This is a genomic window from Pseudomonas sp. ADPe (assembly GCF_014843515.1).
Taxonomy (GTDB): Bacteria; Pseudomonadota; Gammaproteobacteria; order Pseudomonadales; family Pseudomonadaceae; genus Pseudomonas; species Pseudomonas citronellolis.
In genome coordinates this window covers 184,058-208,571 of the sequence record NZ_CP062122.1, presented here as the reverse complement: position 1 = coordinate 208,571, position 24,514 = coordinate 184,058, and the positions used below count along the sequence as shown (strand labels likewise).

24 protein-coding genes and 1 tRNA gene are annotated in these 24,514 nt (G+C 67.6%); 11 read left to right on the top strand and 14 right to left on the bottom strand.

The window, feature by feature from the left end; genetic code table 11:
* Positions 1-68: 68 nt before the first annotated feature.
* The 4 genes from infA to trxB form a co-directional block, all read right to left on the bottom strand.
* The gene (gene infA / locus IG194_RS00880; protein ID WP_002553999.1) at positions 69-287 is read right to left on the bottom strand and encodes a translation initiation factor IF-1; all 219 of its coding nucleotides are present in this window, start codon (positions 285-287) and stop codon (positions 69-71) included.
* Between the two features lie 101 nt (positions 288-388).
* Positions 389-1,096 carry an arginyltransferase gene (locus IG194_RS00875; RefSeq protein ID WP_043272068.1) on the bottom strand — a complete coding sequence of 236 codons (708 nt, stop codon included), beginning with the start codon at positions 1,094-1,096 and terminating at the stop codon, positions 389-391.
* 31 nt (positions 1,097-1,127) lie between these two features.
* Positions 1,128-1,832, bottom strand: a complete 705-nt coding sequence (gene aat, locus IG194_RS00870) for a leucyl/phenylalanyl-tRNA--protein transferase (RefSeq protein ID WP_058490151.1) — start codon at positions 1,830-1,832, stop codon at positions 1,128-1,130.
* A gap of 37 nt (positions 1,833-1,869) precedes the next feature.
* Complete coding sequence (gene trxB / locus IG194_RS00865) at positions 1,870-2,823, bottom strand: thioredoxin-disulfide reductase (protein WP_009623228.1); 954 nt, start codon at positions 2,821-2,823, stop codon at positions 1,870-1,872.
* A gap of 193 nt (positions 2,824-3,016) precedes the next feature.
* On the opposite strand from trxB, the gene ftsK reads away from it, so the two are divergent.
* From ftsK to IG194_RS00835, 6 genes are read left to right on the top strand one after another with little or no spacing between them, the layout of a single operon-like run.
* Positions 3,017-5,455, top strand: coding sequence for a DNA translocase FtsK (gene ftsK, locus IG194_RS00860; protein ID WP_009623226.1), 2,439 nt, complete (start codon positions 3,017-3,019; stop codon positions 5,453-5,455).
* Between the two features lie 12 nt (positions 5,456-5,467).
* Positions 5,468-6,091, top strand: a complete 624-nt coding sequence (gene lolA, locus IG194_RS00855) for an outer membrane lipoprotein chaperone LolA (protein ID WP_058071886.1) — start codon at positions 5,468-5,470, stop codon at positions 6,089-6,091.
* Between the two features lie 38 nt (positions 6,092-6,129).
* Positions 6,130-7,455, top strand: a complete 1,326-nt coding sequence (locus IG194_RS00850) for a replication-associated recombination protein A (RefSeq protein WP_043318300.1) — start codon at positions 6,130-6,132, stop codon at positions 7,453-7,455.
* A gap of 42 nt (positions 7,456-7,497) precedes the next feature.
* Positions 7,498-8,778 (top strand): serine--tRNA ligase, encoded by a 1,281-nt coding sequence (serS, locus tag IG194_RS00845; RefSeq protein WP_009623213.1) that lies wholly within the window; start codon positions 7,498-7,500, stop codon positions 8,776-8,778.
* 1 nt (position 8,779) lies between these two features.
* Positions 8,780-10,165 carry a siroheme synthase CysG gene (gene cysG / locus IG194_RS00840; RefSeq protein ID WP_058071887.1) on the top strand — a complete coding sequence of 462 codons (1,386 nt, stop codon included), beginning with the start codon at positions 8,780-8,782 and terminating at the stop codon, positions 10,163-10,165.
* A 17-nt stretch (positions 10,166-10,182) separates the two neighbouring features.
* Positions 10,183-10,512, top strand: coding sequence for a lysozyme inhibitor LprI family protein (locus tag IG194_RS00835; protein WP_058491017.1), 330 nt, complete (start codon positions 10,183-10,185; stop codon positions 10,510-10,512).
* Between the two features lie 324 nt (positions 10,513-10,836).
* On the opposite strand, the gene IG194_RS00830 is transcribed toward IG194_RS00835, so the two are convergent.
* The 7 genes from IG194_RS00830 to IG194_RS00800 all read right to left on the bottom strand — a co-directional run bounded on the left by IG194_RS00830 (position 10,837) and on the right by IG194_RS00800 (position 15,083).
* On the bottom strand, positions 10,837-11,838 hold the full coding sequence (locus IG194_RS00830) for a glutathione S-transferase family protein (RefSeq protein ID WP_058490150.1): 1,002 nt from the start codon (positions 11,836-11,838) through the stop codon (positions 10,837-10,839).
* 83 nt (positions 11,839-11,921) lie between these two features.
* On the bottom strand, positions 11,922-12,923 hold the full coding sequence (locus IG194_RS00825; protein WP_058490149.1) for a glycosyl transferase family protein: 1,002 nt from the start codon (positions 12,921-12,923) through the stop codon (positions 11,922-11,924).
* Entirely contained in the window at positions 12,920-13,255 is a 336-nt protein-coding gene (locus IG194_RS00820) for a TusE/DsrC/DsvC family sulfur relay protein (RefSeq protein ID WP_009623204.1), read from the bottom strand. Before IG194_RS00820 ends, IG194_RS00825 begins: the two co-directional genes overlap by 4 nt.
* A complete protein-coding gene (gene tusB, locus IG194_RS00815; protein ID WP_043272059.1) occupies positions 13,252-13,551 on the bottom strand; it encodes a sulfurtransferase complex subunit TusB in 300 nt (99 codons plus the stop codon). Before tusB ends, IG194_RS00820 begins: the two co-directional genes overlap by 4 nt.
* Positions 13,551-13,910: a sulfurtransferase complex subunit TusC gene (tusC, locus tag IG194_RS00810; RefSeq protein WP_043272058.1), complete on the bottom strand. Its 360-nt coding sequence runs from the start codon at positions 13,908-13,910 to the stop codon at positions 13,551-13,553. Before tusC ends, tusB begins: the two co-directional genes overlap by 1 nt.
* Positions 13,910-14,302: a sulfurtransferase complex subunit TusD gene (gene tusD, locus IG194_RS00805; RefSeq protein ID WP_058490148.1), complete on the bottom strand. Its 393-nt coding sequence runs from the start codon at positions 14,300-14,302 to the stop codon at positions 13,910-13,912. The genes tusC and tusD overlap by 1 nt, the downstream gene beginning before the upstream one ends.
* A 115-nt stretch (positions 14,303-14,417) precedes the next feature.
* Entirely contained in the window at positions 14,418-15,083 is a 666-nt protein-coding gene (locus tag IG194_RS00800) for a Bax inhibitor-1/YccA family protein (RefSeq protein WP_009623200.1), read from the bottom strand.
* A gap of 129 nt (positions 15,084-15,212) precedes the next feature.
* On the opposite strand from IG194_RS00800, the gene IG194_RS00795 reads away from it, so the two are divergent.
* Positions 15,213-15,300: transfer RNA gene (locus IG194_RS00795), tRNA-Ser, on the top strand.
* A 444-nt stretch (positions 15,301-15,744) separates the two neighbouring features.
* Here the strand turns inward: IG194_RS00795 and IG194_RS00790 are convergent.
* The 3 genes from IG194_RS00790 to IG194_RS00780 all read right to left on the bottom strand — a co-directional run bounded on the left by IG194_RS00790 (position 15,745) and on the right by IG194_RS00780 (position 19,196).
* Positions 15,745-17,016: an MFS transporter gene (locus IG194_RS00790; protein WP_009623190.1), complete on the bottom strand. Its 1,272-nt coding sequence runs from the start codon at positions 17,014-17,016 to the stop codon at positions 15,745-15,747.
* Between the two features lie 99 nt (positions 17,017-17,115).
* The gene (locus tag IG194_RS00785; RefSeq protein ID WP_058490147.1) at positions 17,116-18,270 is read right to left on the bottom strand and encodes an acyl-CoA dehydrogenase family protein; all 1,155 of its coding nucleotides are present in this window, start codon (positions 18,268-18,270) and stop codon (positions 17,116-17,118) included.
* A 59-nt stretch (positions 18,271-18,329) separates the two neighbouring features.
* Positions 18,330-19,196, bottom strand: coding sequence for an IclR family transcriptional regulator (locus IG194_RS00780; protein WP_043272054.1), 867 nt, complete (start codon positions 19,194-19,196; stop codon positions 18,330-18,332).
* A gap of 243 nt (positions 19,197-19,439) precedes the next feature.
* Between IG194_RS00780 and IG194_RS00775 the strand changes: the two genes are divergently transcribed.
* The 4 genes from IG194_RS00775 to IG194_RS00760 are packed head-to-tail and all read left to right on the top strand — an operon-like array spanning position 19,440 to position 24,252.
* A complete protein-coding gene (locus IG194_RS00775) occupies positions 19,440-20,225 on the top strand; it encodes an enoyl-CoA hydratase (protein WP_009623183.1) in 786 nt (261 codons plus the stop codon).
* Between the two features lie 3 nt (positions 20,226-20,228).
* A complete protein-coding gene (locus tag IG194_RS00770; RefSeq protein WP_058490146.1) occupies positions 20,229-21,758 on the top strand; it encodes a 3-hydroxyacyl-CoA dehydrogenase in 1,530 nt (509 codons plus the stop codon).
* 33 nt (positions 21,759-21,791) lie between these two features.
* Complete coding sequence (locus IG194_RS00765) at positions 21,792-22,994, top strand: 3-oxoadipyl-CoA thiolase (protein WP_058490145.1); 1,203 nt, start codon at positions 21,792-21,794, stop codon at positions 22,992-22,994.
* Positions 22,995-23,016: 22 nt separating this feature from the next.
* Positions 23,017-24,252, top strand: coding sequence for a CaiB/BaiF CoA transferase family protein (locus IG194_RS00760; protein ID WP_058490144.1), 1,236 nt, complete (start codon positions 23,017-23,019; stop codon positions 24,250-24,252).
* Positions 24,253-24,514 lie beyond the last annotated feature (262 nt).

Genomic DNA, 24,514 nt, shown 5'->3' with positions numbered 1-24,514 from the left:
AATGCAAACGCCCGGCAATGCCGGGCGTTTTGCTATTCGTCCGGGCCGAGCCCGGATTCACCTTGCGCTCAACGGGCGCGGTAGGTGATGCGACCCTTGCTCAGGTCGTAGGGCGTCAGTTCGACGCGAACCTTGTCGCCGGTGAGGATGCGGATGTAATTCTTGCGCATCTTACCGGAGATGTGCGCGGTAACGACGTGCCCGTTCTCCAACTCCACGCGGAACATGGTGTTGGGCAGGGTGTCGACGACAGTGCCTTCCATTTCGAAGCTGTCTTCTTTCGACATGCAGTAGAGCCCTCGGTGTCTATGAATGGCCTGGGTGGCCTGAAAAAAGGCGAGTATTGTGCCTGAAATCCGCGTCATACGCCAGAAGTGGCGTGCCGGCTTCAGCTGAGGGCTACCCAGCGCTGGTTGACGAAGAGTTCGATCGGCCGGTACTGGGTCTTGTAGTTCATCTTCCGGCAGTTCTTGATCCAGTAGCCCAGGTACACCGCGTACAGGCCCAGGCGTTCGGTCTCGGCGATCTGCCAGAGGATGGCGTAGCGTCCCAGGCTGCGGCGTTCCTCGTCGGGGTCGTAGAAGGTGTAGACCGCCGACAGGCCGTTGGGCAGCACGTCGGTGACCGCCACGGCGAGCAGGCGGCCCTGCAGGCGGAACTCGTAGAAGCAGCTGAACGGCAGGTCGCGCACCAGGAAGGTGCTGAACTGGTCGCGGCTGGGCGGGTACATGTCGCCGTCGGCGTGGCGCTGCTCGATGTAGCGCATGTACAGCGCGTAGTACTCCTCGGTGAAGGCCGGGCGGCGCTTGAGCACCTTGAGGTCGGCGTTGCGCTTGATGATGCGCTTCTGCTGGCGGTTGGGCTGGAAGCCCGCGGCGGGGATGCGCGCCGGGATGCAGGCGGTGCAGTGCTGGCAGTGCGGGCGATAGAGGTGCTCGCCGCTGCGGCGGAAACCGACTTCCGACAACGAAGCGTACAGCTGCGCGTCCATGGGCTGGCTGGGATCGAGGAACAAGGTGGTGGCCTGCTCCTCGGGCAGATAGCTGCATGGATGCGGCTGCGTCGCGTAGAACTTCAGTCGGGCCAGTTCGGTCATGGTCAACCCCCGCGATAACCCTCTGGCAAGTTTATGCCAGTCCGCGCGAGTCCGCTTGCGAACGCCAGTCGCAGAGCGGCGTTTCGTCGAGATGACGGCGCAGGTGGCTGGCGAAATCGGCACGGCTGATGGCGCGGGCGCCGAAGCTGTGCAGGTGCTGGGTGGGCATCTGGCAGTCGATCAATACGAACCCGGCGGCGCGCAGATGTTGCACCAGGGTGACGAATGCCACCTTGGAGGCGTTGTCGGCGCGGCTGAACATGGACTCGCCGAAGAACAGCCGGCCCATGGCCAGGCCGTAGAGGCCGCCGACCAGGTCGTCGCCGTCCCAGCTTTCCACCGAGTGGGCGATGCCCATGCGGTGCAGCTGGCGGTAGGCGTCCTGCATCGGCTGGGTGATCCAGGTGCCGTCTGCGTAGTCGCGCGGCGCGGCGCAGGCGGCGATGACCCGGTCGAAGGCGGTATCGAAGGTCACCCGGTAGCGGCCCTGGCGCAGGCACTTGGCCAGGCTGCGGGAAACGTGCAGTTCGTCGGGGAAGAGTACGGTGCGCGGGTCCGGCGACCACCAGAGGATCGGCTGGTCGTCCTGGTACCAGGGGAAGCAGCCGTGGCGGTAGGCGGCCACCAGGCGGCGCGAGTCGAGGTCGCCGCCGGCCGCGAGCAGGCCGTTGGGCTCGTGCAGGGCCTGTTCGAGGGGGGGGAAGTCGAAATTGCCGCGGGAAAGCCAACTGAGCATGGCGGGGTAGGGGAGGGCGGGGCCCTCCCCGGGCCTGTCAGTGGCTGTCGTCGAGGTATTTCTCGGCGTCCAGCGCGGCCATGCAGCCGGCGCCGGCCGAGGTGATGGCCTGGCGGTAGACGTGGTCGGCCACGTCGCCGGCGGCGAACACGCCGGGGATGCTGGTGGCGGTGGCGTTGCCTTCGCCGCCGCCCTTGACCACCAGGTAGCCGTCACGCATTTCCAGCTGGCCGGTGAACAGGTCGGTGTTGGGCTTGTGGCCGATGGCGATGAACACGCCGGCCAGGTCCAACTGGCGGGTCTCGCCGCTGTTCACGTCCTTCAGGCGCACGCCGATCACGCCCATCTCGTCGCCCAGGACCTCGTCCAGGGTGGTGTTCCAGTGCAGGCGCACGTTGCCGTTTTTGGCCTTCTCGAACAGCTTGTCCTGGAGAATCTTCTCCGAGCGCAGCTTGTCGCGGCGGTGGATCAGGTGCACTTCCTTGGCGATGTTGGCCAGGTACAGCGCTTCCTCGACCGCGGTGTTGCCGCCGCCGACCACGCAGACCACCTGGTTGCGGTAGAAGAAGCCGTCGCAGGTGGCGCAGGCGGAGACGCCCTTGCCCATGAAGGCCTCTTCCGAGCTCATGCCCAGGTATTGCGCGGAGGCGCCGGTGGCGATGATCAGCGCGTCGCAGCTGTAGGTGCCGCTGTCGCCCTTGAGGATGAACGGCTTGCCCTGCAACTCGGCGGTGTGGATGTGGTCGTAGACGATCTCGGTATCGAAACGCTTGGCGTGCTGCTCCATGCGCTCCATCAGGGCCGGACCGGTCAGGCCTTCGACGTCGCCCGGCCAGTTGTCGACCTCGGTGGTGGTGGTGAGCTGGCCGCCGGGCTGGATGCCGGTGATGACAACAGGCTTGAGGTTGGCCCGCGCGGCGTACACGGCAGCGGTGTAACCCGCCGGGCCGGAGCCCAGGACGATCAGGCGCGAATGCTTGACTTCACTCATAAAAAGACTCCATAAGCCTTTGTCACGTAAGAGAATGCATGCTCCAATTGAGCAGCCGTGAAACCTTGGTGGGCTATGCTACACCGAACCTGGAAAAGGCGGCAAAAGGCGCCGCGGCGGGCCCTGTGGCATCGAGCGGCCAAAGCCGTACAATAGGCCCGTTTTGTCGCCAGATGACTCTCGGACGCGCCCAGTGCGCAGGAATAGACGCGTTTTGAAGGACTCGACCACCGCTAGCCACGCCGCAGCCTGGCGTCAGCAATTGCACATTCGCCTGAAGGAAGGGGCCCTGATCGCGCTCGGCGCGCTCTGCCTTTACCTGTGGATGGCGCTGCTCACCTACGATTCGTCCGATCCGGGCTGGAGCCATTCCAGCCACGTCGAGCAGGTGCAGAATGCCGCTGGTCGCCTGGGGGCCCTGAGCGCCGACATCCTCTTCGTCGCGCTGGGGTACTTCGCCTACCTGTTCCCGCTGCTGCTGGGGGTCAAGACCTGGCAGATCTTCCGCAAGCGCCACATGGCCTGGGAGTTCAGCGGCTGGCTGTTCTCCTGGCGGCTGATCGGCCTGGTGTTCCTGATCCTCTCCGGCTCGGCGCTGGCCTACATCCATTTCCATATCGGCGGCGGCCACCTGCCGGCCTCCGCCGGCGGCGCCGTGGGCGAAAGCCTCGGCCAACTGGCGCTGAACGCCCTCAACGTGCAGGGCAGCACCCTGCTGTTCATCGCCCTGTTCCTGTTCGGCCTGACGGTGTTCGCCGACCTGTCCTGGTTCCAGGTGATGGACGTCACCGGGAAGATCACCCTCGACCTCTTCGAGCTGATCCAGAACGCCTTCAACCGCTGGTTGAGCGCGCGCAGCGAGCGCAAGCAACTGGTCGCCCAGCTGCGCGAGGTGGACGAGCGCGTCGCCGAGGTGGCCGCGCCCGTGGTGCCGGACCGCCGCGAGCAGGCCAAGGTCAAGGAGCGCCTGATCGAGCGCGAGGAAGCCCTGGTCAAGAGCGTGCAGGAGCGCGAGAAGCGCACGGCGCCGAAGATCGACGCGCCGCCGCCGCCCAAGCCGGTCGAGCCCAGCAAGCGCGTGCTCAAGGAAAAACAGGCGCCGCTGTTCGTCGACACCGCCGTCGAGGGCACCCTGCCGCCGCTGTCGATCCTCGACCCGGCCGGCGAGAAGAAGCGCAGCTACTCCCCCGAATCCCTGGAGGCCATGTCGCGCCTGCTGGAGATCAAGCTCAAGGAGTTCGGCGTCGAGGTGGTGGTCGAGTCGGTCCATCCGGGCCCGGTGATCACCCGCTTCGAGATCCAGCCGGCGGCCGGCGTCAAGGTCAGCCGCATCTCCAACCTGGCCAAGGACCTGGCGCGCTCGCTGGCGGTGATCAGCGTGCGGGTGGTCGAGGTGATCCCCGGCAAGACCACCGTGGGCATCGAGATCCCCAACGAAGACCGGCAGATGGTGCGCTTCTCCGAAGTGCTGATGTCGCCGGAATACGACGAGCACAAGTCCACCGTGCCGCTGGCCCTGGGCCATGACATCGGCGGCAACCCGGTCATCACCGACCTGGCGCGCATGCCGCACCTGCTGGTGGCCGGTACCACCGGCTCGGGTAAGTCGGTGGGGGTGAACGCCATGCTCCTGTCGATCCTGTTCAAGTCCACGCCCCAGGACGCGCGGCTGATCATGATCGACCCGAAGATGCTCGAACTGTCGATCTACGAAGGCATCCCGCACCTGCTCTGCCCGGTGGTCACCGACATGAAGGAGGCGGCCAACGCCCTGCGCTGGAGCGTCGCCGAGATGGAGCGGCGCTACAAGCTGATGGCCGCCATGGGCGTGCGCAACCTGGCCGGCTTCAACCGCAAGGTGAAGGATGCCGAGGAAGCCGGCACGCCGCTGACCGACCCGCTGTACCGCCGCGAGAGCATGGAAGACGAGGCGCCGCTGCTGCAGACGCTGCCGACCATCGTCGTGGTGGTCGACGAATTCGCCGACATGATGATGATCGTCGGCAAGAAGGTCGAAGAGTTGATCGCCCGTATCGCGCAGAAGGCGCGGGCTGCGGGCATCCACCTGATCCTCGCCACCCAGCGCCCGTCGGTGGACGTGATCACCGGCCTGATCAAGGCCAACATCCCCACGCGTATCGCCTTCCAGGTGTCGAGCAAGATCGACTCGCGGACCATCCTCGACCAGGGCGGCGCCGAACAGCTGCTCGGCCACGGCGACATGCTCTACCTGCCGCCGGGCACCGGCCTGCCGATCCGCGTGCATGGCGCCTTCGTCTCCGACGAGGAAGTGCACCGCGTGGTCGAGGCCTGGAAGCTGCGCGGCGCGCCCGACTACATCGAGGACATCCTCGCCGGCGCCGATGAAGGCGGTGGCGGCGGCTTCGACGGTGGCGGCGGTGGTGGTGGCGAAGGCGGCGAGGGCAGCGAGGACGACCCGCTGTACGACGAGGCCGTGCGCTTCGTCACCGAGAGCCGCCGCGCCTCCATCTCCGCGGTGCAGCGCAAGCTGAAGATCGGCTACAACCGCGCCGCGCGCATGATCGAGGCGATGGAAATGGCCGGTGTGGTCACCCCGATGAATACCAACGGCTCGCGCGAAGTGGTCGCGCCGGCTCCCATCCGCGACTGATCGAGGATTTCCATGCGACTGATCCGCATGCTCGTGCTTGCTGCGCTGGCCGTCGCCGGCGTCCAGGCCCACGCCGACGACGCCGCCACCCAGCGCCTGAGCGCCATGCTGAGCAAGGCCCAGACCCTGAGCGCGCGCTTCTCCCAGTTGACCCTGGACGGCAGCGGCACCCGCCTGCAGGAAACCGCCGGCAACCTGGCGCTCAAGCGCCCGGGCCTGTTCCGCTGGCACACCGACGCGCCCCAGGAGCAACTGCTGATCTCCAACGGCGAGAAGATCTGGCTGTACGACCCGGACCTGCAGCAGGTGACCATCCAGAAGCTCGACCAGCGCCTGACCCAGACCCCGGCGCTGCTGCTTTCCGGCGACATCTCGAAGATCCACGAGAGCTTCGACATCACCAGCAAGGACGGCGGCAACGTGGTCGACTTCATCCTCAAGCCGAAGGACAAGGACACCCTGTTCGACAGCCTGCGGATTTCCTTCCGCAACGGGGTGGTCAACGACATGCAACTGATCGACAGCGTCGGCCAGCGCACCAACATCCTGTTCTTCGACGTGAAGATGAACCAGCCGGTGGACGCCAAGCAGTTCGTGTTCGAGGCGCCCAAGGGCGTCGACGTCATCCAGGAGTGAAGGGCCGCCGCCTGGCGCGGCGCCCATGAGGTAGCAGCGTGGACCTGTTCCGTTCCGAACCCGTAGCCCAGCCCCTGGCCGCGCGCCTGCGCGCCACCAGCCTGGACGAATACGTCGGCCAGGAGCACCTGCTCGCCCGCGGCAAGCCGCTGCGCGAGGCGCTGGAGCAGGGCGCGCTGCACTCGATGATCTTCTGGGGCCCGCCGGGCGTGGGCAAGACCACCCTGGCCAAGCTGCTGGCGCAGGTTTCCGACGCCCACTTCGAGACCATCTCCGCGGTGCTCTCGGGGGTGAAGGAAATCCGCCAGTCGGTGGAGATGGCCAAGCAGCAGGCCGCGCAGTACGGGCGCCGCACCATCCTCTTCGTCGACGAGGTGCACCGCTTCAACAAGAGCCAGCAGGACGCTTTCCTGCCCTACGTCGAAGACGGCACCCTGATCTTCATCGGCGCCACCACCGAGAACCCCTCGTTCGAGCTGAACAACGCGCTGCTCTCGCGGGCCCGCGTCTACGTGCTGAAAAGCCTGGACGAAGCCGCCCTGCGCAAGCTGGTGCAGCGCGCCCTGAGCGAGGACAAGGGCCTGGGCAGGCGCCACCTGAGCCTGCCGGAGGAGAGCTTCGCCATCCTCATGGCCGCCGCCGACGGCGACGGCCGGCGCCTGCTCAACCTGCTGGAGAACGCCTCCGACCTGGCCGAGGACGGCGGCGAGATCAGCGCCGAACTGCTGCAGAACCTGCTGGGCGACAGCCGCCGGCGCTTCGACAAGGGCGGCGAGGCCTTCTACGACCAGATCAGCGCGCTGCACAAGTCGGTGCGCGGCTCCAGCCCCGATGGCGCGCTCTACTGGTACGCGCGCATGCTCGACGGCGGCTGCGACCCGCTGTACATCGCCCGCCGCGTGGTGCGCATGGCCAGCGAGGACATCGGCAACGCCGACCCCCGCGCGCTGACCCTGTGCCTGCACGCCTGGGACGTGCAGGAGCGCCTGGGCAGCCCCGAAGGCGAGCTGGCCATCGCCCAGGCCATCGTCTACCTGGCCTGCGCGCCGAAGAGCAACGCCGTCTACAACGCCTACAACACGGCGCGCCGCGACGTGGCCGAGAACGGCTCGCTGGAAGTGCCGCTGCACCTGCGCAACGCACCGACCAAACTGATGAAGAACCTCGGCTACGGCGAGGAGTATCGTTATGCCCATGACGAGCCCGACGCCTATGCCGCCGGGGAAGACTACTTCCCCGAACAGCTCGAACCGCGCCAGTATTACCAGCCCGTGCCCCGCGGCCTGGAACTGAAGATCGGCGAGAAGCTCAAGCACCTGGCGGCCCTGGACCGGGCCAGCCCGAGAAAACGCAGAAAATCCTGAGCGGCGCCCGCACGCCGCCGACACTAGACACGAGAACAGACCATGCTCGATTCCAAACTGGTACGCACCCAGCCGCAGGAAGTGGCCGACCGCCTCGCCGCCCGTGGCTTCACCCTGGACGTGGCGCGCATCGAAGCGCTGGAGAACCAGCGCAAGGCCGTGCAGACCCGCACCGAAACCCTGCAGGCCGAGCGCAACGCGCGCTCCAAGGCGATCGGCCAGGCCATGAAGCGTGGCGAGGACGTCGAGCCGCTCAAGGCCGAGGTCAACCGCATGGCCGACGAGCTGGAGGCCGGCAAGCGCGAGCTGGATGGCATTCAGGCCGAGCTGGACGCCCTGCTGCTGACCATCCCCAACCTGCCCCATGAGTCGGTGCCGGTTGGCGCGGACGAAGAAGACAACCTGGAAGTGCGCCGCTGGGGCACCCCGCGCAGCTTCGACTTCCCCATCCAGGACCACGTCGCCCTCGGCGAGCAGCACGGCTGGCTGGACTTCGAGACCGCCGCGCGGCTGTCCGGCGCCCGATTCGCTCTGATGCGCGGCCCGATCGCCCGACTGCACCGCGCCCTGGCGCAGTTCATGATCGACCTGCACACCCGCGAGCACGGCTACGAGGAAGCCTACACCCCGTACCTGGTGCAGGCGCCGGCGCTGCAGGGCACCGGCCAGCTGCCGAAGTTCGAGGAAGACCTGTTCAAGATCGGCCGCGACGGCGAAGCCGACCTGTACCTGATCCCCACCGCCGAAGTCTCGCTGACCAACATCGTCGCCGGGCAGATCCTCGACGCCAAGGAGCTGCCGCTGAAGTTCGTCGCCCACACCCCATGCTTCCGCAGCGAAGCCGGTGCCTCGGGCCGCGACACCCGCGGGATGATCCGCCAGCACCAGTTCGACAAGGTCGAGATGGTGCAGATCGTCGAGCCGACGAAGTCCTGGGAAGCCCTGGAAAGCCTGGTCGGCAACGCCGAGAAAGTGTTGCAGGCCCTGGAACTGCCGTACCGAGTGCTGGCCCTGTGCACCGGCGACATGGGCTTCAGCGCGGCCAAGACCTACGACCTGGAAGTCTGGGTGCCGAGCCAGGACAAGTACCGCGAGATTTCCTCCTGCTCCAACTGCGGCGACTTCCAGGCCCGCCGCATGCAGGCGCGCTTCCGCAACCCGGAAACCGGCAAGCCGGAACTGCTGCACACCCTCAACGGCTCCGGCCTGGCGGTGGGCCGCACTCTGGTCGCCGTGCTGGAGAACTACCAGCAGGCCGACGGCAGCATCCGCGTGCCCGAGGTGCTCAAGCCCTACATGGGCGGCATCGAGGTGATCGGCTGAGATGGATGCGCTGCCGCTGTTCCACGTCCTGCGCGGGCGTCGCGCACTCCTGGTCGGCGGCGGCGAGGTCGCCCTGCGCAAGGCGCGCCTGCTCGACAGTGCCGGCGCCGTGTTGCGTGTGGTCGCGCCGCAGGTCCACAGCGAGCTGCGCGAGCTGGTGGAGCAGGGCGGTGGCGAACTGCTGGAACGCCGCTACGCCGAGGCCGATCTCGGCGACTGCGTGCTGGTCATCGCCGCCACCGACGACGAGCCGCTGAACGCCCAGGTGTCCCGCGATGCCCACGCCCGCGGCGTGCCGGTCAACGTGGTGGACGCGCCGGCGCTGTGCAGCGTGATCTTCCCCGCCATCGTCGACCGTTCGCCGCTGCTGCTGGCGGTTTCCAGCGGCGGCGACGCGCCGGTGCTGGCACGCCTGCTGCGGGCCAGGCTGGAAACCTGGATTCCCGCCGCCTACGGCCAACTGGCCGGGCTGGCCAGCCGCTTCCGCGAAGCGGTCAAGCAGCGCCTGCCGGACCTGCAGCAGCGCCGCCAGTTCTGGGAGGAAGTGTTCCAGGGCCCGGTGGCCGAACGCATGCTCGCCGGGCAGCCGGCGGAAGCCGAGCGCCTGTTGGCCGACAAGCTGGAAAACGGCCAGGCCGAGGCCCGCGGCGAGGTCTACCTGGTCGGCGCCGGCCCGGGCGACCCGGACCTGCTGACCTTCCGCGCCCTGCGCCTGATGCAGCAGGCCGACGTGGTGCTCTACGACCGCCTGGTGGCCCCGGCCATCCTCGAACTGTGCCGCCGCGACGCCGACCGCCTGTACGTCGGCAAGCGCCGCGCCGACCACGCCGTGCCCCAGGACGAGATCAACCGCAAGCTGGTCGAGCTGGCCAAACAGGGCAAGCGCGTGCTGCGCCTGAAGGGCGGCGATCCGTTCATCTTTGGCCGTGGCGGCGAAGAGATCGACGAACTGGCGGCCAACGGCATTCCCTTCCAGGTGGTGCCGGGCATCACTGCGGCCAGCGGCTGCGCGGCCTATGCCGGCATTCCGCTGACCCACCGCGACTACGCGCAGTCGGTGCGCTTCGTTACCGGCCACCTGAAGGACGGCAGCACCGACCTGCCGTGGAACGACCTGGTGGCGCCGGGCCAGACCCTGGTGTTCTACATGGGCCTGGTGGGCCTGCCGGTGATCTGCGAGGAACTGGTGCGCCACGGCCGCGCCGCCGATACGCCTGCCGCGCTGATCCAGCAGGGCACCACCGAACACCAGCGCGTGTTCACCGGCACCCTGGCCAACCTGCCGAAACTGGTCGCCGAGCATGAAGTGCACGCGCCGACGTTGGTAATCGTCGGCGAGGTGGTCACCCTGCGCGACAAGCTCGCCTGGTTCGAAGGTCAGCAATGAAGGCTTGGCATGCGGCGATGGCCTGGGGCGCGGTCTGCATCCTGGCTGCCGCCGCCTTGCCGGCCGGCGCCGCCAGCTTCGACTGCAAGAAGGCCCGCCACGCCGACGAAAAAGCCATCTGCGCCGACCGCCAGCTGTCCGAGCTGGACGTGCAGATGGCCACCACCTACCGCCTGCTCAGCGGCCTGTTCGCCATGGGCATGCGCGGCAACATGGGCGACGCCCAACTCGCCTGGCTGGACCAGCGCCGCGCCTGCGGCCGCGACAAGGCCTGCCTGAAGCAGCGCTACCAGGAACGCCTGGACGCCCTGCAGAAGATCTACGACGGCATCGACAAGCCGCTCTGAGCCTCGCTCTATTCACCTGCGAATCGCGGGCAGGGCCCGCTCCTACGGGGGCGAATGCGCTGCCGTCCTTGGCTTCGATGCTCGGGCCAACGGCGTATAACCGCGAACGGTTATACGCCCTACGTTTCCGTGCTCGCGAGAAGGGCAGGGATAGAGAGGGCTTTGAGGATGACTCCGAACTCACTGTCCACTCAGGACAGCCCCCTCTCCCTTCAGGGAGAGGGTTGGGGAGAGGGTGCTCTAAACCCAGCACCTACTCCCCCGGCAAACCCCTTCGCGAGCAAGGACTAGGCGTCCCCCTCGATCCTACGAATAACCCGGGTCTCAGCCCTTGCGCGCAATCCCCTTGCCCGGCAGATGCTCGCGCCCGTGCGGCCCGCTGAAATCCTGCTGCGGCCCCAGCGGCACTATGCCGGTTGGATTGATGGTGCGGTGGCTGCCGTAATAGTGATTCTTGATGTGCTGGAAGTTCACCGTGCCAGCCACCCCCGGCAACTGGTACAGCTCGCGCAGCCAGCCGGACAGGTTCGGGTAGTCGGCCAGGCGCCGCAGGTTGCACTTGAAATGTCCGTGGTACACGGCATCGAAGCGGATCAGCGTGGTGAACAGGCGGATATCGGCCTCGCTCAGGTATTCGCCGGTCAGGTAGCGCCGTTCGCCCAGGCGCTTCTCCAGGCAGTCCAGTTCCTCGAACAGAGTGACGAAGGCCTCTTCGTAGGCTTCCTGGCTGGTGGCGAAGCCGGCGCGGTATACGCCGTTGTTCACCGCCGGGTAGATGCGTTCGTTCAGCGCGTCGATCTCGCCCTGCAACGGGGTGGGGTAGAGGTCCAGGTCGTTGCCGGTCAGGCCGTCGAAGGCCGAGTTGAACATGCGGATGATTTCCGCCGACTCGTTGCTGACGATGCGCTTGCGCTGCTTGTCCCACAGCACCGGCACGGTGACGCGGCCGGTGTAGTGCGGATCGTCGCGGGTGTAGCGCTGGTGCAGGAACTGCAACCCATCCAGGGCATCGCCGGTGGAGCCCAGGCTGCGGTCGAAGGTCCAGCCGTTCTCCCGCATCAGCCAACTGACCACCGAAACGTCGATCAGCCCGGCCAGGCCCTTGAGCTGGCGGTAGATCAGCGTACGGTGCGCCCAGGGGCAGGCGAGGGAAACATACAGGTGGTAGCGCCCGGCCTCGGCGCGGAAACCGCCTTCGCCGCTGGGGCCGGGCTGGCCGTCGGCGGTGACCCAGTTGCGGCGTTGCGCGTTCTCGCGCTGGAAGCGGCCATCCTTGCTGGTGTCGTACCACTGGTCTTGCCAGCGGCCATCGATGAGCTGTCCCATGACTGGCTCCTCAGGAAAGGGTATGGAAGCCAGTCTACGCCCTTGCCATCGATGGATCGCCGCAAAAACAGGGTAGAAGCTATCTAGCCGATCGATCTGTCCCGAGCGGCCCAGCGTTGCCGGGCCTCGGCGAAGGCCGCCTCGCGGTCGCGGCCCAGCCCGCGCAGGCCCAGGGCGATGGTGGCGATCACTGCCAGTTCGCCGTAGGCGTCCTCCCGTTCGCCGCGCCAGAACTCGGCCAGCACCTGCGGCTCCAGGCGCTCCGGCTTGACGTGGCGCAGCGCCGAGAGGGCCGGCCATTCCTCGTCCCAGCTGGCGCCCGACTCGGTGCCATAGAGGTGCGCCGGGCTGTCCGGGTTGATCTCGATCTCGCCGCCTTCGCCCTTGATCACGATGGCGCGGTCGCCGAGCAGGCGGCTGCCTTCGCGGTGGGTTTCCTGGTAGCCGGGGTGGAAGATGCTCTGCAGGATGCAGCGCGCGCCCAGCGGGTTGAGCAGGCGCACCAGGGAATGGATGGGTGAGCGCAGGCCGAGGGTGTTGCGCAGGTCGATCATCCGCTGCAGCGCCGGCATCCAGTCCATCAGCGGGGCGAAGGCCAGGCCGCCCCGGTCGAGCGCTTCGCCCACGGCGTTCCAGTCGCGGCACAGCGGGATGTCCAGCGTCTGCAGCAACTGCTCGGTGTACAGGCGCCCGGCGGTGTGCGCGCCGCCGCCGTGCAGGAGGGTGCGCGTGCCGCTGCCGGCCAGGCACTTGGCGGCGAGCAGGTACCAGGGCAGGTGGCGCTTCTTGCCGGCATAGCTGGGCCAGTCGAGGTCGACGGCGATCCGCGGCGCGTCCAGGCGCGCGCGCACGGCCTCGGTGAAGCCGGCCAGCTCATCGGCGCTTTCCTCCTTGTGCCGCAGCAGCATCAGGAAGGCACCCAGCTGCGCCTCTTCGACCTGGCCGTCGAGGATCATGCCCAGGGCCTCGCGGGCTTCCTCGCGGGTCAGGCTGCGCGCGCCGCGCTTGCCCTTGCCGAGGATGCGCACGAACTGCGCGAAAGGGTGTTCGGCGGGTGTCTGCAGGACGAGAGGCGTGGCGGTCATAGGCAATTGGTCGGCTTCGGCAGGCCGGCGAGCTTGGCGGCAAGCTTGGCCGGGGTGCCCTTGAACAGGAGGTTGAGGTGCAGGCTGCTGCCCTTTTCCGCGCCCAGGCGCTGGGCCACGTACTTGATCAGCGGGCGGTTGGCCGGCGACAGCTGGAACTGCGCATAGAACTCGCGCAGCAGGTGGAGGATTTCCCAGTGTTCCGGCGTGAGGTGCAGGCCTTCCTGGCGGGCCAGGGCTTCGGCGGCGGCTACCGACCAGTCGTCCAGGTATTGCAGGTAGCCGTCCTTGTCCAGGGCGATGGCGCGCCCTTCCACCGTGAGGGTAGTCATAGCCAGGCGTTGACCTTGTCGTAGCGGGTGCAGAGTTCGACGAAGGCGGGGTAGTCCACGGCCTTCAGGTTGGCCGGCAGGTGTTCCTGCAGGCCGCGCGCCTGCAAGTCCTCGGCGAGGGCGTAGCAGGCGTTGGGCAGACACTCCAGGCGTTGGCGCGGGGCGCTGCCGGCGGCGAGGGCGTAGACGGCATCGCCGCTGAGCAGCAGGCCGTCGTCGTGGCACAGCAGCTGCAGGCAGCTGTCGAAGCGGCCGTCGCCGAACGGGGAATGGGAAAGCAGATGCAGCGTGCTCATCAGAGGGTGATCACCTGGTCGTATTGCTGGGTCAGCTGGCGCAATGCGAGGTCGTCCAGCACCTCCACCGGCAGGCTCAGACTGGCATCGGCCAGGCCGCGCTCGGCGAGGCTGCGCTCGGCGGCGTAGAGCCTTTCGACGCCGAACAGCGGCAGGGCCTGCAGGTTGGCCTGCAGATCCTTCTGTTCGAGGTTGGCGGGAGCCTGGCCCGGAGCCAACTGGAACACCCCGTCATCGAGGAAAAGGAAGGCGATGGGCAGGTCGAAGGCGCCGCCGGCCAGGGCGATGTCCAGCGCCTCGCGGGCGCCGGGGCCGCTCCACGGGGCCTGGCGGCTGACGATCAGCAGGGACTTGGCCATCAGTTTCCTCCGAAGCAGACCAGGCGGTCCGCCATCTGCGTCGCTTCATGCAACTGACCGAGGCCGGACAGCTCCCAGGGCGCCTGCAGGTTGGCCGCCGGGCGCTGGTAGCGGGCGGCTTCCTCGGCGTTGAGCACGCCGCGGCGCAGGGCGGCGGCGATGCACACCACGGCATCGAGGCGGTGCTCGCCGACGAAGCGCGTCCAGGCTGCTGCCACATCCAGTTCGTCCTGGCCGCTCACCGGGTTGCTCGAGGCGCTGTGCACGCCGTCCTGGTAGAAGAACAGGCGGACGATCTCGTGGCCGCCGGCGAGCGCCGCCTCGGCGAAGCGCAGGGCGCGTCGTGCGGCGGGCGAGTGGGGCGGGGCGAAGAGGGCGATGGCGAATTTCATGGCATGGGCCGGTCGGCGGATTACAGCGCGATGATAAGGCCAGCGCGGGGATTTTGCTGCGCCGGAAAAGGAAAAAGCCCGCCAAGGCGGGCTTTTCCGGTGTTGCCGGGAAGCGTCAGTCGTCGCTGCCCATGATGCCGAAGATCTGCAGCAGGCTGAGGAACATGTTGTAGATCGACACGTACAGGCTGATGGTGGCCATGATGTAGTTGCGCTCGCCACCGTGGATGATGGCGCTGGTCTGGAACAGGATGGCCGCCGAGGAGAACAGCACGAAGCCGGCGCTGATCGCCAGTTGCAGGCCGCTGATCTGGAAGAACAGCGAGACCAGCATGGCGCCCAGCAGGACGAAGAAGCCGGCGGTGATGAAGCCGGACAGGAAGCTCATGTCCTTGCGGGTGGTCAGCACGTAGGCGGACAGGCCGAAGAACACCAGGGCGGTCATGAAGAACGCCGAGGAAATGATGCTGGCGCCGTTGGCCATGCCCAGGTACAGGTTCAGGATCGGGCCGAGGGTGTAGCCCATGAAGCCGGTGAGGGCGAAGGTGGTGACCAGGCCCCAGCCGCTGTCGCGCAGCTTGAGGGTGGCGAAGAACAGGCCGTAGAAGCCGACCAGAGTCAGCAGCAGGCCCGGGTGGGGCAGGTGCAGTTGTTGCGAGACGTAGGCGACCAGGCCGCTGAAGGCCAGGGTCATGGCCAGCAGGCCGTAGGTGTTGCGCAGGACTCCGCTGACTTCCCGTTGTTCCGCCGCGGCGGGGTTGAGATATTGCCGTTCTTGCATGGCTAGACACTCCTGTAAGCGGAATGGGATTCCGTGACCATAGTTGCAGTGATGATATCAAAGCCGCCTGTCAGACGTAGGATCAGAGTTTGACAGTGTGTTGCGATCCGGTACTATGCGCCCCCGAAAGGAAGTGTGGCCGAGTGGTTTAAGGCAGCGGTCTTGAAAACCGCCGGGTGTAACAGCCCCCAGAGTTCGAATCTCTGCGCTTCCGCCATCTCCAAGGCCCTGATTTTTCAGGGCCTTTTTCATTTTCGGCGGCCAACATTAAGGCTCGATGATGGGCTGAAAATGGGCGGAGTTCCGAAATAGCACCTATTTTGCAGGCTTTGCCACTGCTCCGCGACGGATGTGGATCTTCTTGGTGGTCTCCTCCTCGGTGTGTCCGAGCAGCCGGCTGCCGGGCGATGCTCTGCCTGAGCAGTGCCTCCAGGCTATTGCCGACACCATCCACCCGTATGATCACTCGCCCTGGAAACGCTCCTGCAGCAGCTCTCCATCGCAAAGGTCGCGGGGGCTGAGGTCGGCATTAGCGCGTTCCTCAACCTCAAGCTCATACGGCTGACGTCACCCGCGTGACGCAGGCCCTGCGCATGCAAGCCAGCTGTGGGAGAAATCTGCGGAGCCCGGCACTATTTCGGCGCCGGGCTCCGCTCGTGCGTCACTCCGTCTGCGGGTCGAACTGCTTGTCGCGGATCAGCAGGGCGGGAATGATGCCGCAGACGAAGTAGGCCGCGCCCATCACCAGGAAGCCCGCGCCGATGGACACCTGGGTGGCCAGGAAGCCGATGGCCGCCGGGGCGATGGCCGCGCCGATGCGGCCGATGTTGTAGGCGCCGCCCACGGCGGTGCCGCGGTAGCGGGCGGCGAAGCTTTCGGTCATGTAGGTGGCGTTGACGCCGTAGGGGATGCCGTAGAGGAAGCCGAACACCACCAGCATCCAGAGAATGGCCTCGGGGCTGTGGTAGAGCACGATCACCGGCAGGAACACCGCGGTGCCCAGGGCGCCGAAGGCGAACACCTTGCGCCGGCCCAGCCAGTCCGAGGCGACGCCGGCCAGGACCTTGCCGAGGATCATCGCTGCGTAGGTGCCCACCAGGTAGGCGGTCATGGACTTGAAGTTCATGCCCATCTCGGTTTCCAGGTAGGACGGCAGCCAGTTGTTCACGCCGTAGTAGCCGAACTGCAGGAAGCCCGCGGTCAGCGACCAGAAGATGAACATGCTGCGGGCGCGGCGGTCGCCGAAGATCATGCGGAACGCGCCGGCGGATTTCTTCTCGACGACTTCCTCCTGGCCCAGGGCCTTGCGGCGCTTGCGCTCGGCCTGGGCTTCTACCCAGGCGGCCGGTTCCGGCACCAGGCGGCGCATGGCCACCGCCAGCACCACCGGGATGATGGCGACGTAGAACAGGTAGCGCCAGCCGTAGCTCGGCAGGATCCAACCGGCCAGCAGGGTGGCGACGATGTAGCCCACCGACCAGCCCGCCTGCAGGGTGCCCAGCACCGTGGTGCGGTACTTGGTGGGCACGTATTCGGCCATCAGGGTGTTGCAGGCGACGTAGAGCGCGCCCAGGCCCAGGGAGGCGACGAAACGCGCCGCGGCGAACTGCCAGTAGCTGTGGGTCAGGCCCAGCGCGGCGGTGCCGACCGAGAACAGCACGATGGTCCAGACCACGGTGCGCACCCGGCCGAAGCGGTCGCACGCCCAGCCGCCGTAGATGCCGCCGATGGCCATGCCGGCCAGGGTGAAGCTGCCCAGGCTGCCGGCCTGGACGTTGCTCAGGCCGAACTCGGCCTTCAGGCTGGTGAGACTGTAGGACAGCAGCATGAGGTCGGCGCCATCGATCAGCAGGCCGATGAAGCAGAACAGGAACACGATCACCCAGGTCTTGCTCTGGGTGGTCGCTTGGGAAGTCGAAGCAGTGGTTTCCATGGGCGAACTACCTGTTGTATTTATTCGTGGGCCGGCGCTTGCGGCCCATCGGTAAGCCTGCGGGTCGCCGCCCGGCGGGGGCAGGGCGGCGAGGGGGATTCAGTGCGTGGCTTCGCGGATCATGTTGCGGGCGATGACCACCTGCTGGATCTGCGTGGTGCCTTCGTAGATGCGGAACAGCCGCACGTCGCGGTAGAAGCGCTCGATGGCGTACTCGCTGACGTAGCCGGCGCCGCCGTGGATCTGCACGCAGCGGTCGGCGACGCGGCCGCACATTTCGGTGGCGAACATCTTGGCGCAGGAGGCCTCGGTGCTGACGTTGCGGCCCTCGTCGCGCTTGCGCGCGGCGTCCAGCACCATGCAGCGGGCGGCGTAGATTTCCGCCTTGCTGTCGGCGAGCATCGCCTGGATCAGCTGGAACTCGGCGATCGGCTTGCCGAACTGCTTGCGCTCCAGGGCGTAGCGCAGGGCGTCGTCGAGCATGCGTTCGGCGGCGCCGACGCTCAGCGCGGCGATGTGCAGGCGGCCCTTGTCGAGCACCTTCATGGCGGTCTTGAAGCCCACGCCCTCGACGCCGCCGATCAGCTGGCTGGCCGGCACGCGCACGTTGTCGAAGATGACGTCGCTGGTGTGCGCGCCCTTCTGGCCCATCTTGTGGTCCGGCTTGCCCAGGGAGATGCCCGGGGTGCCGCGCTCGACGATGAACGCGCTGATGCCGCCGGCGCCCTTGATCTCCGGGTTGGTGCGCGCCATCACGGTGTAGATGCCGGCATGCGGGGCGTTGGTGATGAAGCGCTTGGTGCCGTTGAGCACGTAGTGGTCGCCGTCGCGCACCGCGCTGGTCTTCAGCGAGGCGGCGTCGGAACCGGCGTCCGGCTCGGTCAGGCAGAACGCGCTGAGCAGTTCGCCGCTGGCGAGCTTGGGCAGGTAGTGGCCTTTCTGTTCGGGCGTGCCGTCGATCAGGATGCCGATGGAGCCGATGCCGTTGTTGGTGCCGATGTAGGAGCGGAAGGCGGGGGAGGTGCGGCCGAGTTCGAAGGTGATGTTCACCTCTTCTTCCATGGTCACGCCCAGGCCGCCGAATTCCTCGGGAATGGTCAGGCCGAACAGGCCCATCTCGCGCATCTGCTCGACGATGTCCCGGGGAATGGCGTCGGTTTCCGCGACTTCGTTCTCGCGCGGTATCAGCACCTCGTCGACGAACTGGTGGATGGAGTCCAGAAGTATCTGCAGCGTCTCTGCGTCTCGGATCATGTGCTCTCCTCAAGGGCCCGCCGGGCGGGCCTGTCTGGCAGGGCACCGTCACCCGGGCATCAGCGAGCGGCGGCACCTATGTTGTTGACCATGTTGATCAGGCGGGGCCCGATGTCGTCCGCGAGCTTCTCGCGGGTCAGCTGGAAGCTCGGTCCGCCGCAGTTGAAGGCCAGCAGCCCGTACTGCGGATGCACCAAGGGCACGGCGACGGAGTTGACGTCGCGGTGCCATTCACCGATCGACAGGCAGTAGCCGTAGTCGGTGAAGTCCCTGAAGGCGCGGTCCAGGCCCTTGCGGATGGCCGGCCAGTGTTGCGGTTCGCGCTCGCGGATGTGGTCGAGCAGGAACTCCCGTTCGTTCTCCGGCATCGCCGCCAGGCAGGCGCGGCCCACCGAACTCACCGCCAGCGGCAGGTAGCTGCCGATCTGCCGGCGCATCGTCATGTTCCCCTGGCCCTGGACCACGTCCAGGTACACCATCTGCAGGCGGTCGCGGGCGGCCATGGCCACCGCCGCCTGGGCGTGGTTGGCCAGTTCCTCCATCAGCGGGTGGGCCACCGCGCGGATCGACAGGTTCGACAGCATCGCGTAGCCGAAGCCCAGCACGCCGACGTCCAGCTGGTACTTGCCCGAGTGCACCTCGCGCTTGAGGCAGCCCAGGCGCATCAGGGTGTTGGTCAGGCGCGTCACGGTCGGCTTGGGCAGGCCGGTCTTGCGCGCCAGGTCCTGGTTGCTCAGCACGTTTTCCCGTGGGTTGAAGCAGCGCAGGATTTCCAGGCCGCGAGCCAGGGCCGTGACGAACTGACCGCTGTTTTCCTCCTCGCTCAGCGCCGTGGCGGGGTCGAACATCCCCCGTTCCAACAGGCCGATCTCACCTTCGTTTTTCGTCGGCGCAGCCGAATCCAGCTCCGTCTTGTTGCGGCGCATGGTAGAACCCCTTTTCCGAGAAAATCAATAAAATAAAATTCAGTTTCGTCAGACGAAATTATAGAGGGTTTTCCAGTCTGCGTAAAATTGTCGCTGAGATATTTACTAACTAATTGTTTTTAAAGATAAAAATAGCTGATCAGAACGGATGCCGTTTACAGCGTCGATCTAGGCTCACTATGATTAATCGTAAATACGGAATGTAGTTTCGTCAGACGAAACAATACTGAGGCAAGCACGATCATGAGCAACCAGCACCCCAGCGTGGTCCACCGAACGATCCAGGCCGACGGCGTGGCGGTGGTCCGCATCGACCGCCCCGAAGCCCGCAACGCCCTCAATGCCGCCGTGCGCCAGCAACTGGCCGAGCACTTCCGCGCGCTGGCCGACGACAGCCGGGTGCGGGCCATCGTCCTGACCGGGGGAGAGCAGTGCTTCGTGGCGGGCGCGGACATCCGCGAGTTCGCCCAGGCCAGCCCCATCGAGATGTACCGCCGGCACACCGAGCTGCTCTGGGATGCCATCGGCCGCTGCCCCAAGCCGGTGATCGCGGCGGTGAACGGTTTCGCCCTGGGCGGCGGCTGCGAGCTGGCGATGCACTGCGACATCATCGTCGCCGGCGAGTCGGCGCGCTTCGGCCAGCCGGAGGTGAAGCTCGGCCTGATGCCCGGCGCCGGCGGCACCCAGCGGCTGATCCGCGCGGTGGGCAAGTTCCAGGCGATGCGCATGGCCCTGACCGGCTGCCTGGTCAAGGCGCCGGAAGCCCTGGCGATGGGCATGGTCAGCGAGGTGGTCGGCGATGCGCAGACCTTGCCGCGCGCCCTGGAACTGGCCGCCGAGATCGCCGCGCTGCCGCCGCTGGCCGTGGCGCAGATCAAGGAAGTGATGCTCGCCGGCGCCGACCTGCCGTTGGACAGCGCGCTGACTCTGGAGCGCAAGGCCTTCCAGCTGCTGTTCGACTCCAGGGACCAGAAGGAGGGCGCCGCCGCCTTCCTCGAAAAACGCCAAGCCAGCTTCCAGGGGGAATGACCCATGATGCGTGACATCCAACGCATGGCCATCGTCGGCACCGGCGTGATGGGCAGCGGCATCGCCCAGATCGCCGCCCAGGCCGGCATCCAGGTGAAACTCTTCGACGCCCGCGAGGGCGCGGCGCAGGCCGCGCGCGACAACCTCGGGCGCACCCTCGGCAAGCTGGCGGAGAAGGGCAAGATCAGTGCCGGGGAAGCTGACGCCGCCCTGGCCCGCCTGCTGGTCGCCGGCTCCCTGGCCGAACTGGCCGATTCCGAACTGGTGGTCGAAGCCATCGTCGAACGCCTGGACGCCAAGCAAGCGCTGCTGGCCGAACTGGAAGCGGTGGTCGCCGCCGACTGCATCCTGGCGACCAACACCTCGTCGCTGTCGGTCACCAGCATCGCCCGCGGCTGCCGGCACCCCGAGCGGGTGGCGGGCTTCCACTTCTTCAACCCGGTGCCGCTGATGAAGGTGGTCGAGGTGATCGACGGCCTGGCCAGCGACCCGCAGGTGGGCGACCGCCTGCAGGCGCTGGCCGCGCGTATGGGCCACCGCGGCATCCGCGCCAAGGACACCCCCGGCTTCATCATCAACCACGCCGGGCGCGCCTACAGCACCGAGGCGCTGCAGATGCTCAAGGAAGGCATCGCCGAGCCGGCCGACATCGACCGCATCCTGCGCGAGGGCCTGGGCTTCCGCATGGGGCCGCTGGAGCTGTTCGACCTGACCGCGCTGGACGTCTCGCACCCGGTGATCGAGTCCATCTACAACCAGTTCTACCAGGAGCCGCGCTACCGGCCGGCGGCGCTCACCCGGCAGATGCTCGAGGCCGGTTTCGTGGGGCGCAAGGTGGGGCGTGGCTTCTACCGTTACGAAGACGGCAGGATGATCGATCCGCCGGCGCCGCAACCGGTGCCGAGCGTGGCCGTGCTGCCGCCGGTATGGATCGGCGCCGAGTCCGCCGAAGACCGCGAGTCGCTCGGCGCGTTGCTGGAGAAGCTGGGCGCTACCCTGGAGCAGGGCGAGCAGCCGAGCAGCGAGGCCCTTTGCCTGCTGGCCCCCTACGGCATAGACGCGACCAGCGCCTGCCGGCGTTTCGGCAGCGACCCGGCGCGCACCCTGTGCATCGACCTGCTGCTCGACCTGCAGCGCCACCGCTGCCTGATGCAGAACCCGGCTACCGCCCCGGCCATGCGCGCTGCCGCCCATGCGCTGCTGGCCGCCGATGGCGTCGGCGTCAGCCTGATCAACGACAGCGTCGGCTTCGTCGCCCAGCGCGTGCTGGCGCTGATCGTCAACCTGGCCGGCGACATCGTCCAGCAGCGCATCGCCAGCGTCGACGACCTGGACGAAGGCGTGCGCCGCGGCCTGGGCTATCCGCAGGGGCCGCTGGCCTGGGGCGACGCCGTCGGCCCCGCGCGGCTGCTGACGATACTGGAACGCATGACCGACCTGACCGGCGATGCCCGCTACCGCCCCGGCCCGTGGCTGCGCCGCCGCGCCGCGCTGGGCCTGTCGCTGCGCCATGCCGAGCCCGCGCTGGGCTGAGGCCCGGCGCTCACCCGATCCAAGGAGACCTCCATGCTCAATGCCTTTATCTACGCCGGCCTGCGCACCCCCTTCGGCCGCCATGCCGGGGCCCTGGCGCCGGTGCGCCCGGACGACCTGGCGGCCCACGTCATCCGTGAACTGCTCGCCCGCCACGGCGTGCCGGGCGATGCCATCGAGGACGTGATCCTCGGCAATACCAACCAGGCCGGCGAGGACAGCCGCAACGTCGCCCGCCATGCCGCGCTGCTGGCCGGGCTGCCGGTGACGGTGCCGGGCCAGACGGTGAACCGCCTGTGCGCCAGCGGCCTGGCTGCGGTCATTGATGCCGCGCGCGCCGTGACCTGCGGCGAGGGCGAGCTGTTCGTCGCCGGCGGCGTCGAGAGCATGTCCCGCGCGCCCTTCGTCATGGCCAAGGCCGAGGCCGCCTACAGCCGCGACCTGGCGGTGTTCGACAGCACCATAGGCGCGCGCTTCCCCAATCCGAAGATCGTCGCCGGGTTCGGCAACGACAGCATGCCGCAGACCGGCGACAACGTGGCTCGCGAATACGGCATCAGCCGCGAGCAGGCCGACCGCTTCGCCGCGGCGTCCCAGGCGCGCTACGAGGCGGCCCGCCAGGCCGGCTTCTTCGCCGGCGAAATCGTCCCGGTGAGCGTGCCCACCGGACGCAAGACGCCGCCGAAGGTGATCGAGCAGGACGAGCACCCACGCCCGGACTCCGACGAAGCCGCGCTGGCGCGCCTGAAGCCGCTGTTCGAGGGCGGCGTGGTCACCGCCGGCAACGCCTCGGGGGTGAACGATGGCGCGGCGGCGCTGTTGATCGGCTCCGCAGAGGCCGGCGAGCGCCATGGGCTCGCACCGCTGGCGCGAATCCTCTCCGCCGCGGCGGTGGGCGTGGAGCCGCGGATCATGGGCGTCGGCCCGGTAGAGGCGATCAACAAGGCGCTGGCCCGCGCCGGTCTGGGCCTCGCCGACATGGACATCATCGAGATCAACGAGGCCTTCGCCGCCCAGGTGCTCGGCTGCCTGAGCGGCCTGGGCGTCGCCTTCGACGATCCGCGGGTCAACCCCAACGGCGGCGCCATCGCCGTCGGCCACCCGCTGGGGGCTTCCGGCGCGCGGCTGGCGCTGAGCGTGGCGCGACAACTGCAGCGCAGTGGTCAACGCTATGCGGTGATCAGCCTGTGCATCGGCGTGGGCCAGGGGCTCGCCATGGTTATCGAGCGCGTGTGAGCGCGCCAGTGAGGAGATGAAGATGGGCGCTTTGAGCGGATACCGCGTACTCGACCTCAGCCGTGTCCTGGCCGGCCCCTGGTGCGGCCAGATCCTGGCCGACCTGGGCGCGGAGGTGATCAAGATCGAACGGCCCGGCGTGGGCGACGACACCCGCGGCTGGGGCCCGCCCTACATGAAGGCGGCGGACGGCTCGGACAGCCCCGAGGCGTCGTACTACCAGTCGACCAACCGCAACAAGCTGTCGGTGGCGCTGAACCTGGCCAGCCCCGAGGGCCAGGCGCTGGTGCGCGCGCTGGCTGGCGAATGCGACGTGCTGATCGAGAACTACAAGGCCGGCTCGCTGGCCAAGTACGGGCTGGACTACGAAAGCCTGTCCAAGCTCAACCCGCGCCTGGTGTACTGCTCCATCACCGGTTTCGGCCAGACCGGGCCGCGCGCGGAAGAGCCCGGCTACGACTTCATCATCCAGGGCATGGGCGGGCTGATGAGCATCACCGGCGAGAAGGACGGCGTGCCCGGCGCCGGCCCGCAGAAGGTCGGCGTGGCGGTGTCCGACGTGATGACCGGGCTGTACTCGGTGGTCGCCATCCAGGCCGCGTTGCTGGCGCGGGAGAAGACCGGCCGCGGCCAGCACTGCGACATGGCCCTGCTGGACGTGCAGGTGGCCATGCTCGGCAACCAGAGCCAGAACTACCTCGCCACCGGGCGCTCGCCGGGGCGGCAGGGCAACGCCCACGTCAACATCGTGCCGTACCAGGTGTTCTCCGGCAGCGACAGGGACTTCATCATCGCCTGCGGCAACGACAGCCAGTTCGTCGCCCTGTGCGACGCCATCGGCCTGCCGCAGCTGCCCAAGGACCCGCGCTTCGCCCGCAACGCCGACCGCGTGCGCAACCGCGAGGCCATCGTCGGCCAACTGGCCGAGCACTTCCGCAAGGACAGCGCCGACAACTGGGTGGCCCGTATCCACGCGGTCAAGGTGCCGGTCGGCGTGATCAACGACATCGGCCGCGCCCTGGACGAGCCGCAGGTGCTGGCGCGCGACATGCTGGTGGAGATTCCCCACGCCCTCAACCCCGGCTTCAGGATGGTCGGCAGCCCGCTCAAGCTGTCCGAGACGCCGGTGCAGTACCAGCGCCCGGCACCCATGCTCGGCGAGCACACCGACGAGGTGCTCAAGCGCCGGCTGGGGCTGGACGAGGCGCGCCTGGCGGAGCTCAAGGCCAAGGGCGTGATCGAGCAGCTCGGCGAGTGAAGCGTTCGCGAGCAAGCTTCGTAGGATGGGTTGAGCGAAGCGATACCCATCACTGGGGGCCGATGGGTATCGCAAGCTCAACCCATCCTACGAAGAGCCCTTCGGCGCGGTTGGTACGACAGGTGGGCTCGGAGGCGGACGCATCGTAGGAGCGAGCTTGCTCGCGAGCCCACACCAATTGCGGGCGGTGCTGCCGAGGTCTAGCCCCGCGCGTCGCCAAACCAAGGTCAAGCGGCGGATAACCGCGAACGGTTATTCGCCC